The sequence below is a fragment of the Gynuella sp. genome (assembly GCF_050297175.1).
Lineage (GTDB): Bacteria > Pseudomonadota > Gammaproteobacteria > Pseudomonadales > Natronospirillaceae > Gynuella.
On sequence record NZ_JBNKSF010000026.1, the window covers coordinates 126,993 to 142,727 of the forward strand.

A 15,735-nucleotide genomic window follows, 5' to 3' on the forward strand; every position below is an offset into this window, starting at 1 on the left:
GAGATCAGGTCATGGTGCTGACAGGTTTTCGCGCAGCTGGCGCGGGGGTGTCCTGTAATAATTTATCGATCTGCAATCTGGCCAGTTGTAATAGCTCGGGACTGCGAAGGTAGTCGGAAACCCCACATTGAATTTGGAAGTCCACATCAGAGAAGAAAAACTTTGATATCCAGTCTCGTCGCCCCTGCACCAGCAAGGTGGGATAGTTCAGACGGCAACGGGCTATCGGACCATAAGCGAGAACATGGATGCGGTGATGGAAGGATTCCGGCAGTTCAATATTATTTAGAAATTCCAATCCGCAGTGACCCGCCAAAAATAATGTTCGGGGATGTTTATTTATGAGATCACGGAGGCTGGCGCTGTAATCATTGCTGAACTGTTGGGTACGCGAGCGTAGATATTGCCAGCCGAGTGTCAATACAGTTGCCACCGGTGGCTGTTGCTGGTAGGGCTTCATGTTTTCCCGGTAAGGAAAGTTCAGCGGTTCCAGATGGACCCCACGGCGAATTAGTTGCTGGGCAAACTGTTGCTGATCCTGGCTGAGAGAGCATGAGTCCAGGTGGGTTTGTCCGGTAAGAAATGCAATACCTAAAGCCATGGTGGGTATCTCAGCTCAAGCCTTGGTCAATAAACCGCTGAATACGGCTATGCCAGTGTGCAAAATGGGGTTCGTCTCTAATATCCATAAGGTGTCGGATATTCATTAGGGTATGTGCTTGATCAGGCCATTGTAGATCAACATTGTCAGTGGTTGTTGTCATCGTATCAAGCATGTTGTCGTTGCCATGTGACAAACCTCTCTATGCCTTCAGAAAGTGATACGGACGGTGGGCCAAGGTCTCTGAGCATGCGGCTGGGATCAAAGGTTTTGCTGTGTGCAAACACGCTGATACTGTAGCGCGTAACCGGAGGCTCCCCGGGCAGGTGTAACGCTTTGTACAGCCATTCCAGCCAACCGGCGATGCGCATGGCTGTGGATACCTTTAACCGGCGAGTGGGATGGGGCAGGCCCAGACGATCCAGAATGGTCAGCAACAGTGACTGAAATTCGACGGTCTCTGCGTTGGTAAGATTATAGGCACCCTGCAGGCCTGATTTAACTGCAGCAGTCAGAATATAGTCACACAGTGTTTCGATATAGATAAAGTCGCCAATGGCTGGTTGTCCCTCGCCTGTCAGCAGTGCCAGACGGTTTTTTTGAGCTGCCCTTAGTATTCGTGGAAACAACACGGTATCACCCGGGCCGAAAATAGCTCTAGGGCGAAGGATTACGTGTTCTCCACGATAGTTACTGACAAGTTGCTCGCCAGCATATTTGCTGGCGGCATACCAGCTGATGAACTTCGGTCCAATGGGAGAATCTTCAGTAATATTGAACTGTGGCTCGTCGCGATAAAACACCGAGCTGGAGGAAAGGTAAATCAATCGGGGGAATTCATTTTGTTCGCAGAAACGTATGACCTCCTGCGTGGCGGTGACATTTTTGCGGTGGTATTCCTGTTCAGTTCCCCAGGGGGAAACGTGGGCCGCCGCATGGACGACCACATCAGGTTTGAAATCGAGATTCAGTCCTTCGGCCAGATCCACCTGGGCATAATTGCTCCACGGCATAGCACGCCGTGCAACTCCAAATAACTCAAGGTCATCATGTGTCGCAAAACGCTGCATGAAAGTGCTGCCAACAAAACCGGAAGCACCTGTTACCAAAATTTTGGTCATACTGTCTCCCTATTGACGGGTGGTTTTTCCTTACAGGCAACCCTTCTGAATTTCTGAGTATTAGATTGGTGTATCCCGTTATGAAATTCAAGTCTTGGCAAGTGTCTGTTTTGAGATTCGGCCAACGTTTTCAGTTGTTTATAAATATTGACCTGGGCGACATTTATCTGTTCGCTTTCCACGAAGATGCGCCAGCTGTCAGACCACTGTTCGATTTGGTACTGATCGTAACAATAACTACACAACATCATGGCTCTGCGTATCAAATCAGGAAAGATCGCATGCCAACGATTTTGGTAATCAGGTAACCACAATATATCATCACAACGGCCTTCTACTTTTTCGATAACCGTCATAGAGGATCCGCAAGGGCATGGTTTGGGATCATGTACCAAAATATCATCCAGTCGAAAACGAATTAATGGCAAGCTGCGGCGGCGCAGATCGGTGACAATGGGAACAAACCTCCGGCTTTCTCGATCCAGCCATTCTTTTTCAATTATCAGGATGTCGTCATTGAGATGCATCCGGCCAAAGCTGCAGCTGGATGCAATATAACCTTCGGTACATTGATAGATCTCATCCACTGAAATTCGGAATTTTTCAGTGATGCGTTCTCTGGTATCAGCTTCGAGTACTTCTGCAACAGAAATGATTTTTTGTGGATGAATGACAATGTTGCTACTTGCTAACTGCTCCAAAACAGTCGCTGGGGCAATGAGAATATCCGGATTGTATTGCTCCAGATCCGTGGCCAGGCTTCGCCATGGTTTGGTTAAGTCGAAAAAGCGAAACTGTAGCAGTATCCCTCTGGATGCCTCATATAACGTATTATTGGAACGCAGGATCAGTGCCACCCGCTGCCGTCTGAATCGCAGTGGCAGATTGCGGGCAATAATATAACCGGCCCATTCCGCCTGTTCGATCGGAGTGGTAAGGAATATGCCTCGTTGTCCACTGGTACCGGATGAAAGTCCTACGGACACTTGTCCCAGACTCTTGGAAAAGTCACGCTGGAGTTCTGCATCCAGACCATGTTGTTCACATGCTTCCAACGTCAGATTAACAGTATTAATGGCATCAAAATTCTGTAAAAAAGTGATTTTGTCTATGATTGGGAATTCGGGCAAAGGTTTATCGATCATTGAATGGTACCATTTTGTCCGTACCAGTGTTCGTTTTTTGAGGCGTTGAAATAATTTTCTCTGACGGCGTTTCAAGTTTGCATGTGAACGTCTGGGACCTCTCTTTCCCTGATAATAGCCATATACAAAAGCAGCCAGGCGTTTAATGGTGATGGGCACAAAAGCGTTCATAGCTGCTCATGCAATGGCTGGGGACAATACGGATCGATTGGTTGTAACCATAGAGTTGTGCAAGTTTATCGATGGTGTCGTAATACTGATGCGTATCGCTGAGTACCAGATTGGCCAGTGGATGAGGGCGACTTGCTGTTATCAGGGTTTTTTCTGTCCAGCAGGCATCTCCAATCAGAAAGACACTTTCACCTCCAATAGCTGTCAGCAGCCCAAAATGGCCAAAAGCGTGTCCAGGTAGTTCGATGGCCAGAAATGAACCATCATTGAAAATATCATAAGCCTTGCTGAATGGTGCCATATCAACAGGCAGTTGGTACTCTGGACTGGTTTCAATAAAGCGCACCCTATGCTCGAAATCCACTGGCATTAGGTTCTTCAGATAACCTTTTATCAGTGCACTTATACCTGTTCGCTGGCGCATGGACTGCAATCCGCTACGTGAACAGATATAAGTGGCGTGGGGAAAGTCCAGTAGTCCGGCGATATGGTCTGCGTGAAAGTGAGAAATAAAAATATGACGAATATCTTCACTCGCAATTCCCTGGTCTTTTAATTGTGTCTGCAACTGTTGTTTATCACACAGATGCATGGGAGTCAGCCAGCGATAGAAACGTTGTGGAAATGGTTGGGTGGCCTGTAAAAAACGTTTGGCATAGCCGGTGTCAAACAATACATAACCAAGCCTGGGATGCCTGAATAATCCGACAATGGCTGGAAACTGTTGTGCTTTCCAGGCCCCTCCTCGGGTAATGATGGCCTCCGGGTGGAAGCAATGGCCAACATGCAGTAATTGCAGGTTCATAGGGTTAACAGCACTCCGCCAAGACTGAGGCCGGCAGAGGTGCCTATCATCATGATTCGGTCGCCGGCTTTGACTGGGCGGGTTGTCAGTAATTCGTGTAACGCAGCCGGTAATGAAACAGCTATCTGGTTCCCTCGGGAAGCTAACAGTTGGACGACTTTGTCCGGGTCGACAGACAAACGTTTGATCAGATGTTCAAGTGCTGCGCCACTCGCCTGATGGGGAACCACCCAGTCAATCTGATCGAGAGCGGTATCATTGTTACTTAACAATTCACCAATAAAACTGTCGATGACTTTGGCGGTTAACCGATAAAGGTCTTTGCCCTGCATCTGAAACATTCCGTAAGGATGATAATCATCTGGTGCTTTGCTTGGGTGGAAAAGACTGCCGCCGCCAGCAATCTGACAATAGTCTACGCCCTGGGGATAAGTACGAAACAATGAACCGTCAAGCGTGCTGCCGGTTTGTGGCGCGGCACGAATGATCAACGCTGCAGCACCATCACCAAAAAGACCTGCAGTTTCAACTTGTTTCCAGTTCAGCCCGACAGATGCAATGTCACTGCTGACAATGGCGATGATGCGGTTATTCCCTGAGAGCAGCATGGATGCAGCTGTTTCCATGGCGATTAATGCACTGAGGCAGGTCATATTGATATCAAATGCGGTTATGCCAGGGCAATCTGGATAACGAGCCAGTATTTTTGCTGCGTTACATGGAATTGCCTGCTCCATGGTACCGGATGCGGCGATCAGGGTGTCTATTTCCGCAAACGTCAGACCAGCCTGATGCAGTGCGGCATCAAGTGCTGCCTGTGCCATTTCGGAGGCACTTTCGTGTTCCGCGTAATGACGGGCAGAGACGCCGCAACGGGCTTCGATGCTACCTCTGGCGAGGTGATGGCGCTCATCCAGCACCGTCGAGAGGACGGGGGCTCCTGGCAGATAGATACCGCTGCCGACAACTTTAAAGGAACGCTTCAAGTTCAACTCCATTGATAGAATATTCAGCAGCATCATACCTGCAGTGCTCGATACGATTAAGCATGTCGTTCATATTTCTGACATAAAACTGCAGCTGTCAGGTTTTGATGGCTGATAGGAAAAGCTTTGTATATATTGTGTCATTCGTTCATGTTGTGATTAGTTGATGACTCGCCGTTTCTATAACATTGCACTGGCAGCCTGGCTTTCTTACTTCGCCATACCCCTGGTCAATGGCTATGGTGCAATTAATGGCCGAATGGTCCAGTTGTGTACTGTTTACGGTATTAAGATCGTGCTGTTGGAGGACGACCAACAATCCCGGCACGGCGCTTCCGGACTCTCACACGAGGGCTGTCCCTGCGTTCATTTTTTGCTGGACACCCATGATACGGTCCTGATATCTCGTATTAACCAGGCTTTCCAGATGACCCCGTCATCGGCGGTGACGGAAGTCTCAGTCGATATTCTTCCCCATTACTTCGCTCGAGCACCTCCCCAAAACTCATTTTCTGTCTGATTTTTATGTAATTTCGTCTCGTTGAGATTTGAATTTTAACGTTGGATATGCTGCGACAGTGGCAGAGTTGAGTATTGTGTAATGAATAATAGTAAGTCGTTTTATCTATCTATATGGCGATGGCATTTCTACGCGGGTTTATATGTCGTCCCTTTTATGATCATGCTATCAGTCACAGGGCTGATGATGTTGTACGCCCCGAAACTGGAAAGATGGCTTCATGCCGATCTATTTTACCTACCGTATGACCGGCATGGTTCCATGAGCTATGAAGCGCAGACCAGACTGGTGGCCGATCACTACCCGGACGCCACTATCAAGTACCTCTATGTCACTCAAGGACCGCACGATGCCACCCGGTTTCAACTGAGCCGTCCGGATGAAGACTTCTGGGTATTCGTTGATCCGGTCGCAGAACGGATACTGGGTGATCTCAGTATCACTCATTCCTTATATGCCTGGGCCGATGATACGCATGGCACTTTTATGTTGGGATTGACAGGAGACTGGATGATTGAGATTGCCACCAGTCTGACAATTCTGCTAATCGTGACGGGGGTTTTTCTCTGGTGGCCGCGAGGTAATAAGTCCCTGTTTCAGGCGTTGCGTATTCGTTTTGGGGGCAATCGCAGTATGTGGCGTGATATACACTCGGTATCCGGGATATTGCTGTCTGTATTTTTGTTGTTTTTCTGTATTTCCGGGCTTTCCTGGACCAGTGTCTGGGGCGCTAAACTCGTTCAGGCCTGGAGTACTTTTCCAATGGAAAAAAGTGCTGCAAATGTTTCTTCTGTACTGACACATGATGAGTTAAATCGTCAAGGGCTTAAGCAGATTCCATGGAATCTGGAACAAGCGCCCATGCCGGAGTCCCTGGTAATGGATGGTTCCAGTGTATCGTTGGACAATCTGGTCGTAAGATCCCGGTCGATGGGATTCAGTCGTTTCCAGTTACATTTTCCTGTAGGTGATACCGGCGTATATACAGCGACCGCCAGTAGTATGGGGCGCGATATCGAGAATGCCACCGATGATCGAACCATACACTTTGATCGCTACAATGGAGCGGTGCTGGCTGATATTGGTTATGAGGACTACAACTGGTTTGCAAAAAGCATGGCGATAGGTATAGCGCTGCATATGGGGCAAATGGGGTGGTGGAATCTGCTGTTGTGCACGTTCTATTGCGTCGGCGTATTGGGGTTGTGCATCACCGGTGTGATTATGTGGTGGCAAAGAAGACCAGGTAAGTTACTGGTTCTAGGTGCTCCTCCGATGCCCAAAGATCTTCGGCGCTGGCAGCATGCGACATGGTTGTTGTTACCATTATCGCTGCTTTTTCCTATGGCAGCAGCGACAATGATTACCATGCTGGCAATTGACTTTATCGCAAGCCGGTGGATACCACAGGTACATACTCTGTATCGTTAATTAAATGAACTTATGAATAATGTTGGTGAACGGATTGTTCGTTGTCTGTTTGTGCTGCGAATGGAATGTAAAGCTTCCTCGTAAAAAGGCTCATTCATGATCTATAAACGACTGTTTTAGGCGGGGCACATCCTGTGCCTCAGTCTTTAACGGTGGGCCTGTCCAAATCCACTCAGAGTGGGTGAGTCACAGGTTGTCGCCTGCCCTGAATTCCTCGCCAACATTATTCTGGGAGCTTATCCATTACCGCCAATGAATACTCCTTGTAACAAACCCAATTTAAATAAATCCCTGAAGGCTCACACATAGTGTGCGGGCTACATAACGTCTGAAACAAGCCGTGCTCATTTCAGATGCTTGATGGGTTGTCCAACCCGAACTTCCTTCGATGATGATGTTTGCTACATGGAGCTTATTCGACCATCAGGGCATAGTTTTGCATAACCATAATTCAGTGCATTGTGTAATCATGATAACGTTTTCGGGGCTGTTATTAGTTGGGTTTCGCTTCGGGAAGCTTTTTCCGCGGTTTTAGTCCGCTTTTGTGTCTAGGGAATCTCTGAAAAATAGGCCATTTTTCAGAGATTCCCTAGACTGACGCTCTCATATGTCAAGGTGTTCCGTTACTGGTACTTTGAGATGAATGTTTTGTGGCTCAGTTGTTTTATTTTAATTGAAACTTCTGGCGCAGACGTGAGGTCGAATATATCGTTTGAATATGAGTTGGCTTAGGGATTTTTGGTTGGTGTGCAAATAAATGACAGATTTTTTAGCGACGACTATATTGCTGAAACGATTTACGCATCTGAGGGGTAAGCCTTATAGAGGTTAGGTGTTTTTTAAGATGATCCATACATGCAAAATGTGCTCTACAATGTAAGGCATGATGTTCAGAGAAGTCTCGTATTTCTTACATCGCGCTGACTCTAAGAGCTTTTTTATGATGACATGGATAATTTTAAAATAGCGGACATTCAAAATTTCTGGATTCCAATGATAGTAATTTACTTTGATGTTACTGTAGTAAAAATCATTTTAACCCTGTTCAAGAAGTATTAGGGATGAAAGGTAAAAGAAAAAATGAATCCAGGTTGTACCGATCGATTGTGGTGGTCTTGTATTGTTTCGTAGAGAGTCAGTAAACGACTGTCGCGTTGTGTATGCACATAAAAATAATAATGTATTGATAGTTGCTGTGGTCAGCTGAGTGGTGGAAGTGTCTTTTTATGAAACCATTTCCCTGTTATTTCACTTATTTTATAGGTTTTCTATTTTTAGTTTGGCGGTTTATAAAAGGTCTTCGCTGACGTCAACCAGCAAGATCCATTTTTTAGGTTCATAGATAACGACGAGAAGTACTTGATAGCGACAGGGGGTCGCTATTAAATTGGCAATTCACGAACAATAATATCCATAATTCCTGGACAAAACGGTCATTCTATATGGAAGATCGTGAAACCAAAAAGAATTTTACGTCCCGGAAGTTATGAAAGCAGATAAATTGCTGTTGAACATGCTTTCGCCAAAACGTTCGGTAGTATGGTAGTAACACAAATACACTTAAAACTTCTTATACCGCCGTTGAATGCCAAACATTAAATGCTTAATGTGCATCCTTTTTTAGGTGGTTTTCATGTTGCATTTATGTTGTTGGCGTGAAGTGGTTGTTTATTCAAGGTGTCTGCTGTGTCGTATCGGTTTCGTCTGATGTCTGGATTTTTGTCGTCATTTATGTGATAGAAAAGTAAATGTTGTGGCCATAAAAGAGGCTTGGTTTATGATTTTTATGGTCGTAAAAAGACATGGGAGTGTTTTGTGAGTATTGAAAAAGCTCTTCGATTTTTAAGTAAGCGGCAATTGTCGTGCTTATTGTTGAAAATATACGGAAAATATACATATATCAACGAAATAATAGATCACTATGTTGAAGAAGTTATGCTTGATGAGGATGGTGATGATACTCAAAAAGTATTCAATTCCATCCATCGGCAAATTCGCGCATGCGCCTCAGAAAGTGAGTTTGTTGACTGGCAGTCGGTATATGGCTTTGTTGAAGAGTTAGAGAATTTACTCATTGATATCAATACCCGTATGCGTCAGCTGCATGCGGGCAAGGCGCTGATACTCCTGGAAATGTTGTTGGATCACTGTGAGGACATACGTGGTCATTGTGATGACTCCGACGGTGAAATCACCCGTTTTTTTAAGCGTTCTATTGACGTATGGCTGGATATAGCTGCCCAGGTGCGTAGTAATTCATCACAGGATAATGTGGATTGGGTGGCCAAGGTGTTGTTTTATTTCGATCACAATGATTATGGCTGCTTTGACGACATCATTAGTCACAGTTATATCCTGCTCAGTGAGGCAGAATTGAGGCAGTTGGCCAGCAGATTTGAACATCAGCTACAAAGGGCCATGAATATTGATCCGAATGATCTTTCCTATCTTGTTGGTTTAAATCGTAATACGTCTCTCGCTGTCAATGGTCTTAAGTCTGTGGCTGAAGCACTGGCAGATATCTCGCTGTTTGAGTCAGCCACTTTCCTTGGGGATAATAAAGCGACAGAAATCCAAATGAGCAGTGTTGTGGAATTTGCGCTTGATATCGAAAATTATGAGCGTGCCCATTTTTGGCTCGATCAACCAGGCTGGGATACTGCTAGTGAGCAACATCGAGCGCTCAGTATTCAGTTGCTGCAGGCCAAAGGTGATATCAATCAGATTAAACTGAGTTTACGCAGTGAGTTTGAAGCTGATCCCAGCTATTCTCATCTCGTTGCTTATTGGAAGATTGCTTCGGCGGAAGAAGTTCCTCTGATTCAGGAAACAGTGAATGAGATTGCCCGGCAAATGACCGATGCCAATGATGCAATTAACATGTTGCTGTTGACCGGCAATGTGCAGACAGCGGCTGACGTTTTGATCTCTGCCGGTAAGTGCGTTCGGTTATCTGATAAACATATGATCCGGGATTGGTTGGCTTCATTCGAACTGCACCAACAGGCTTTGGCGATGGTCGTCTGTTATCGAGCGTTGATTGACAATATTCTCACTATGGAACAGTCCCAATATTATACCCAGGCAATCGAATACCTGTGTCGGTTGTTGGAACTTGATAACAATGGACTTGACTACCAGGAACTGGAAAACCACCCTCAGTATATGCAGCAGTTACAAAACCGACACTGGCGGCAAAGGAGTTTTTGGAAGCGGACCGGTTGTCCAAAAAACATGGTTTGAAGGATTTTGAATATGGACGTCTTTGTCGTCGATCACAATTATGATTCGGTTGCGTAGGTTTTGTTTTTTCCAAGTAAGCAGGTGATTGCTTTGTCCAGTCCCTGAACGGTCAGCGGAAACATTCGTCCTTCCATCAGTTGTTGAATAGTGCCTATCGTTTGAGTGTAGTGCCAGTAGGGCTCCGGAGTTGGATTAAGCCAGACGCTGCGGCTGAAGTGTTGTTTTAGCTGTTCAAAACAAACGTTGCCCGGACGGGTGTTCATAAAATCAATGCTGCCATAGGCGGCGCTGATTTCATACGGTGCCATGGAGGCGTCACCAACGAATATCGCTTTATAATCCGGGCTGTAGGTTCGGGTGATGTTTTCCAGAGCAATACTCTGATGCCGCAGCATGTGTGCGTCTTTCCAGAGGTGGTCGTAAATAAAGTTATGGAAGTAGAAATGCTCCAGATGTTTGAACTCGCTGCGACAGGCCGAAAACAATGTTTCGCATATCTTGACGTGGCTGTCCATTGAGCCGCCGATATCAAAGAATACCAGCACTTTAACAGCGTTATGTCGTTCCGGTTGGGTGCGTATATCCAGTAGGCCGGCATTACGTGCGGTACACCGGATCGTATCGTCGAGATTGAGTTCTTCATGGGCACCGCTGCGAGCAAAGCGTCGCAGTTTTCGCAGCGCCAGTTTGATGTTGCGGGTGTCGAGTTCTGTACTGTCATCCAGGTTGCGGTATTGCCGTTGTTGCCAGACTTTCATGGCCCGTTGCTGGCCGCCAGGTCCGCCGATACGAACCCCGCCGGGATTATAACCTCCGTGACCAAAGGGACTGGTACCACCGGTACCTATCCAGCGATGACCACCCTGGTGGCGCTCCTGTTGTTGTTTAAGCCGTTCCTCTAATGCTTTCATGAGTGCTTCGGGCCCACCCAGTGCTTCAATTTGTGCGCGTTCTTCAGCGCTGAAATGGCGTTCAAGTTCGAGGCGCAACCAATCTGCGGGAATCTCACCACCAAGTGGATCAGGCATGGCTTCCAGACCCTGATAAAAATGCTGAAACGCCTGATCGAATCGATCATACTGGGTTTCATCCTTGACCAGGCATAAACGTGCCAGTTGGTAAAAACCATCCATATCGAAACGGCTTAACCCTGCCTGCAGCGCTTCATGCAGAGTCAGTAACTCCTTGGGAGTCACTTTCAGACCATGTTGGCGCAGGGTCGAGAAGAAGCGGATCAGCATCAGCGGCGACTCATAAAGGCCAGCCGCTCCAGCAGCTGCACATCCTGTTCATTTTTCAATAATGCACCGTACAGCGGTGGCAGAGCTTCACGGATACCACCTTCTTTCAGGGTGTTGGTTGCGAGCCGGTCACTGATCAGCAACTTGAGCCAGTCGATCAGCTCCGAAGTGGACGGTGGTTTTTTCAAGCCGGGGACCTCGCGAACCTGAAAAAAGATGCGTAAGGCATCACTGACCAGGTCTGTTTCGATATTAGCAAAGTGAACATCGATGATGGCTTTCAGGGTATCGGCGTCGGGAAACTGGATGTAGTGAAAAAAGCAGCGGCGCAGAAAAGCATCGGGCAGCTCCTTCTCGTTGTTGGAAGTAATGATAACCACCGGGCGCTGCCGGGCTTTGATGGTTTCACCGGTTTCATATACATGGAATTCCATGCGATCGAGCTCAACCAGCAGATCGTTAGGAAACTCGATGTCAGCCTTGTCTATTTCATCGATTAACAGCACTGACCGCTGTTCACTGGTGAAAGCCTCCCAGAGTTTTCCAGGTTTGATGTAGTTGCCAATCTCGTGAACCCGGTCATCGCCAAGCTGGCTGTCACGCAGTCTCGATACCGCGTCATATTCATAGAGCCCCTGCTGCGCCCGGGTGGTGGACTTGATATGCCACTGGACCAGCGGCATGCTCAGGCTGGCAGCGATTTCCTCGGCCAACATTGTCTTGCCGGTACCAGGCTCACCTTTCACCAGCAAGGGGCGCTCCAGCATCATTGCCGCATTGACTGCCAGTCGCAACTCCTGGCTGGCGATATAACGGTCAGAACCGGTGAAGTCGTTCATGCGTGTCTCTTGTACAGGTTGTTGAGTTTAGAACAGTGTAAAACCCCGACAGGTTAACTCAAGATCTTGTCGGGCTTTTTGCCATTCGGTGGGTAATCGTGCATTAGTCGCATGAATTGGTGAGATTTGTGAGCGCTGAGGCATTGCCAGTCTTGACGAAGGTAAACGGATGGACTGCTATGGTATGTGCGAGAGCATGATCGGTGGCGGTCCGTTTTGTCAGTGAATTCAAAAATGCCGTCAGAATTGAGTGGTCGCTCGCGGTTAGTGCTCTGCTGATCTGGGGTTGGTTGTAATAGTATACAATATATAGTATATAAATTTTTTATATCAAAAATACTGCGCAGGAGCGCTAAGAGGAAGAGTAACCATGAGATTGAAGATTGCTTATTTGCTGGCAGGTTGCACGGTCACTTTGTTGGCCGCCTGTGCGCCGATGAAAGCCCACGAGACGGAACAGGCTATGCCAAAACCGGCAGTGGCAGTAACCGCGAATCCTGATCATGAGGCTATGCTGCGCAGTGTAGATCCCCAACTGGCGGCCAACAAACAATTGGTTTACGACATGTGGCGGACGCTGTTGGATGCCCATGATGTGGAAGCCGGTAAAAAATATCTTGCCCCTGGCTATATTCAGCATAATCCCAATATCGATACCGGACGCGATGCCATTCTGGCTGCCATCCGTTCGTTTGGCGCTGCCAAGCCAATACCGGACCGTATCCAGGAGGATCTGGTTGCGATTGTGGCTGAAAAAGACTTGGTGGTGCTCGTGTTTGCGGCTGAACACCATGAACCGCGTGCGTATACAACTACTTGGTTTGATATGTTCCGGGTCGACAATGGAGTCATCACTGAGCATTGGGATAACGGTACACTCGCTCCAGGCAGTGTTGCTGGTCGTTATGTTCCGGTAGTGGAAAACCCCGATCAACAGGCGGTACTGAGTAGTCACGATGTCAAACTGGCCGCCAACAAACGTCGGGTATATGACATGTGGAGAGTGCTGTTGGATGCTCAGCAGGTTGAGGAAGCTCCGAAGTATCTCGCTGAAAACTATATTCAGCACAACCCTCTGGCCAATACCGGACTCTCTGGATTTATGGATTTTTTCCGTCAATTTGCTCAGCCAAAGGCTGTTCAGCCAACCTTGGATGGATTAGTGAATATGGTGGCAGAGGGTGATCTGGTGGTGCTGGCAACAGTGGCCAGTGACAAGGACGCTAATGGCCACCCTTATACTACCACCTGGTTTGATATGTTCCGGGTTAAAGGGACGAAAATGGTAGAACACTGGGATACTGCTACCATACCGGTTTCACAATAGCCTCAGAGTTAATCGGCAGCTGTTTTTGGATACTCAGCTGCCGGACTTGGATCAGGGCGTGTTCCACCACGGACTGTCCTGAGGTATGGGTGATGTGAGGGTATCCAGGAATGCGATCAGTTGCTGTTGTTCCTGTTCGGTCAGATTCAGCGGCAGAATATCAAAGTGTGGCCGGTTTGGATGTTGTCTGCGATCGTAGAACGGTGGTACTGGTTTGTTGTAGTGACTGACAATCTCTTGCAGAGAACTGAACTGACCGGACTGCATATACGGTGCGGTTCGGGTCACATTGCGCAGACTGGGGGTTTTGAAAGCACCGACCAGCTCTGGCCCCTGCTTTTTCAGAAAGCGCATCTCTTCACATTGCTCTGTGGCAGCATCACTGTAAGGTGACAGACAGGTAAACTCACTGTTCTGCAAAGTAATAACGCCTTCATAACGCCCCAAATCCACATGACTTTGGTCCGGTTCCGGAGCACCGATGTTGTGGAACTCGAAGTTTGAAAACATCGGCCCGTTATGACAGCTGGCACAATTCGCTTTTCCCATAAACAGACGCATACCCTCTACCTCTTGAGGATTCATGAGTGTGTGTAAGTGGGATGGTTCTGCCTGGTCTTTGAGAGCTTCAACAAAATGGTCAAAGCGAGCCGGTGGCAGTGTCAGTCTGCGCTCGTAGGCCATCAGTACCTTGCCGAGATTGGCAAAGACCTGATTGACGGCCGTGCGTTCCGTATCAGACAGCGCTTGCCAGTTATCTGCATGCACTCCAGGATGAGCAGGACTTGCAGGTACACTCAGTCGACGTACCACGTCCACCTGTTCCGCATTGTTGAACAGTGCCTGATATTTGGAGCCGTAAGCAGAAATAAAATAGCGGGCTGCGCTGGTGCGATCCAAACCCTGTTCGTGAAGGTCTTCCAATGGTCCCAATGCCTGTGCCCACAGACTGTCGGCACGACCATCCCAGAACTGCCAGGGACTGTATAGTGCACCAGGAATGGATGGAGCGTTACGACGGGTAATTCCCAATGCCACGGACTTCGCCAGACCATCGGTGAAGTGTTGTTCAGGTTGATGGCAAGTCGCGCAGGAAACTTCACCATTGGCACTGAGCTGGCGATCAAAAAACAGCTGATGGCCAAGCCGGGCAGCACGTTCATCATCTGCCACTTTGTTGTCCGGTGTGTCTGGTAACCGGTGAGAGTCACTGAGCATAAATCCTGACAGAAAGATAATATCTGCATCGGTAAACAGGTAAGGATCAGACGCGCCGTGAGCCCTGCTTATAAAGAGTAAAAGGGCGAATAACACATTGCCGCATCGTTTGGTTATCATACTGTCCTCTTAGAGTACCAGGTTGAAAGTCAAGGTATCCTGTTTGTCCATTTTATGAACTTCGAACTGCATCACCCACCAGCCGGTCATTTGAAATTTGATGCCATCCACTCGGTATTCTCCTGGTGAGAGTTCGTCAGTGATTTGGGGTTGTGTGGGCAAACCGTGAACGTGCCCAGGCATGTGGCCGGTGATGTCGATATGAGCTTGAGTGACCGGATTTCCCTCTGCGTCCGTCAACCATAATGTCCATTGGTGAATGTTATTGAGAGGAATACCCTGTCCATCGAGTGGTTCGATATGTGCGAAATAATGCAATTGTCGGGATACCTGAAAGGTGGATACATCCAGATCTTCTGGAGCCTGTTGTCCGCCCATCGCCGGCATTGCCATGGTCATGTCTTGCGGTTGCTGTATATCCGGTCCGCTATCCATGCGATTTAACATGGTCGGATGGACGGAGCGTACCTGGGTGTTATGTGCCATGATTGGCTGCGGGTCCGATAGTAGATGCATGGTATTTGTGAGGTGGATGCGGTCAGGCCAGACCTGGAGAAAACCATCTTTCAATAAAGTTTTGCCTTGTGTTTTTAACGCGGTGCTGTGTTGACGCAGACGGCTGCCAAGCTGTTGCAGTTGCTGGCGCTGTTCGTTCAGAACATCTGCGACCTCAACCAGACGCGGTTCCTGTTCGGTCCCGGCAAAATTCCGTTGATCGGCTCGGAGCGTTTTGATTTGTTGCATCAGTTGATTGGCATTGCCAAACACCGACACACTGTCCATTTCCAACGTTTCCGCCTGTTCCAATAAGCGGCTCGCCTGTTGCAAAAGTCTCGTATCTGCCTGACTGAACAGTGAGCAGATAAATAACATGCAGCCTGACAGGGTTCGGGTGAAATTAACCGACATTCGCCAACTCCTTACGATTGTGATGGCTTGATGGAATATCTATGGGATAGGTGTTTGT

Annotated in this window: 13 protein-coding genes; 4 read left to right on the forward strand and 9 right to left on the reverse strand. The window is 47.8% G+C overall.

The annotated features are described in order from the left end of the window. Positions 1–4: 4 nt before the first annotated feature. From ACQY6I_RS09580 to ACQY6I_RS09600, 5 genes are all read right to left on the reverse strand, one after another. Positions 5–601, reverse strand: a complete 597-nt coding sequence (locus ACQY6I_RS09580) for a hypothetical protein (protein WP_428241263.1) — start codon at positions 599–601, stop codon at positions 5–7. Between the two features lie 167 nt (positions 602–768). Next, on the reverse strand, positions 769–1,722 hold the full coding sequence (locus tag ACQY6I_RS09585) for an NAD-dependent epimerase/dehydratase family protein (RefSeq protein WP_428241264.1): 954 nt from the start codon (positions 1,720–1,722) through the stop codon (positions 769–771). Beyond that, positions 1,719–3,038, reverse strand: a complete 1,320-nt coding sequence (locus ACQY6I_RS09590; RefSeq protein ID WP_428241265.1) for a F390 synthetase-related protein — start codon at positions 3,036–3,038, stop codon at positions 1,719–1,721. The genes ACQY6I_RS09585 and ACQY6I_RS09590 overlap by 4 nt, the downstream gene beginning before the upstream one ends. Further along, the gene (locus ACQY6I_RS09595; protein WP_428241266.1) at positions 3,010–3,843 is read right to left on the reverse strand and encodes an MBL fold metallo-hydrolase; all 834 of its coding nucleotides are present in this window, start codon (positions 3,841–3,843) and stop codon (positions 3,010–3,012) included. Before ACQY6I_RS09595 ends, ACQY6I_RS09590 begins: the two co-directional genes overlap by 29 nt. Beyond that, entirely contained in the window at positions 3,840–4,829 is a 990-nt protein-coding gene (locus tag ACQY6I_RS09600) for a 3-oxoacyl-[acyl-carrier-protein] synthase III C-terminal domain-containing protein (RefSeq protein ID WP_428241267.1), read from the reverse strand. The genes ACQY6I_RS09595 and ACQY6I_RS09600 overlap by 4 nt, the downstream gene beginning before the upstream one ends. A gap of 166 nt (positions 4,830–4,995) precedes the next feature. Here ACQY6I_RS09600 and ACQY6I_RS09605 point away from each other — a divergent pair, with 166 nt between their 5' ends. The 3 genes from ACQY6I_RS09605 (at position 4,996) to ACQY6I_RS09615 (ending at position 10,023) form a co-directional block, all read left to right on the forward strand. Continuing rightward, positions 4,996–5,349, forward strand: coding sequence for a hypothetical protein (locus ACQY6I_RS09605; RefSeq protein ID WP_428241268.1), 354 nt, complete (start codon positions 4,996–4,998; stop codon positions 5,347–5,349). An 81-nt stretch (positions 5,350–5,430) separates the two neighbouring features. After that, entirely contained in the window at positions 5,431–6,780 is a 1,350-nt protein-coding gene (locus ACQY6I_RS09610) for a PepSY-associated TM helix domain-containing protein (RefSeq protein WP_428241269.1), read from the forward strand. Between the two features lie 1,815 nt (positions 6,781–8,595). Continuing rightward, positions 8,596–10,023, forward strand: coding sequence for a DUF6880 family protein (locus ACQY6I_RS09615; protein ID WP_428241270.1), 1,428 nt, complete (start codon positions 8,596–8,598; stop codon positions 10,021–10,023). 38 nt (positions 10,024–10,061) lie between these two features. On the opposite strand, the gene ACQY6I_RS09620 is transcribed toward ACQY6I_RS09615, so the two are convergent. After that, a complete protein-coding gene (locus tag ACQY6I_RS09620) occupies positions 10,062–11,264 on the reverse strand; it encodes a vWA domain-containing protein (protein ID WP_428241271.1) in 1,203 nt (400 codons plus the stop codon). Beyond that, positions 11,264–12,103 (reverse strand): AAA family ATPase, encoded by an 840-nt coding sequence (locus tag ACQY6I_RS09625; protein ID WP_428241272.1) that lies wholly within the window; start codon positions 12,101–12,103, stop codon positions 11,264–11,266. Before ACQY6I_RS09625 ends, ACQY6I_RS09620 begins: the two co-directional genes overlap by 1 nt. Before the next feature lie 370 nt (positions 12,104–12,473). On the opposite strand from ACQY6I_RS09625, the gene ACQY6I_RS09630 reads away from it, so the two are divergent. Continuing rightward, the gene (locus ACQY6I_RS09630) at positions 12,474–13,430 is read left to right on the forward strand and encodes a nuclear transport factor 2 family protein (RefSeq protein ID WP_428241273.1); all 957 of its coding nucleotides are present in this window, start codon (positions 12,474–12,476) and stop codon (positions 13,428–13,430) included. A gap of 51 nt (positions 13,431–13,481) precedes the next feature. Here the strand turns inward: ACQY6I_RS09630 and ACQY6I_RS09635 are convergent, their stop codons facing one another. Both ACQY6I_RS09635 and ACQY6I_RS09640 read right to left on the reverse strand, forming a co-directional pair. Further along, positions 13,482–14,768: a cytochrome-c peroxidase gene (locus ACQY6I_RS09635; protein WP_428241274.1), complete on the reverse strand. Its 1,287-nt coding sequence runs from the start codon at positions 14,766–14,768 to the stop codon at positions 13,482–13,484. 9 nt (positions 14,769–14,777) lie between these two features. Next, positions 14,778–15,677, reverse strand: coding sequence for a FixH family protein (locus tag ACQY6I_RS09640; protein WP_428241275.1), 900 nt, complete (start codon positions 15,675–15,677; stop codon positions 14,778–14,780). Positions 15,678–15,735 lie beyond the last annotated feature (58 nt).